Genomic DNA, 296 nt, shown 5'->3' on the forward strand with positions numbered 1-296 from the left:
CGATTTATCCCTTTGCTGTGCGTCAGTAATCTGTACCCAACTTGAACGCAACAACAAAACTTCAAACTTGAAAAGGGACGCACACCATGACCACTCCAACCTACAACCGCCTGAACAAAGACGACGCTATCGTGCTGCTGGTTGATCACCAGACCGGTCTGATCTCGCTGGTGCAGGACTTCTCGCCGAACGAGTTCAAGAACAACGTGCTGGCGCTGGCGGATCTGGCCAAGTTCTTTGACCTGCCAACCATCCTCACCACCAGCTTCGAACAAGGCCCGAACGGCCCGCTGGTA

At 53.7% G+C, this 296-nt stretch carries 1 pseudogene; it reads left to right on the plus strand.

Annotated features, from left to right (window positions below):
- Positions 1-86 precede the first annotated feature (86 nt).
- Positions 87-296 (plus strand): annotated as a pseudogene (locus tag CXF97_RS14050) (hypothetical protein); the annotation flags it as partial.

Source organism: Pseudomonas sp. Choline-02u-1 (assembly GCF_002836515.1).
Lineage (GTDB): Bacteria > Pseudomonadota > Gammaproteobacteria > Pseudomonadales > Pseudomonadaceae > Aquipseudomonas.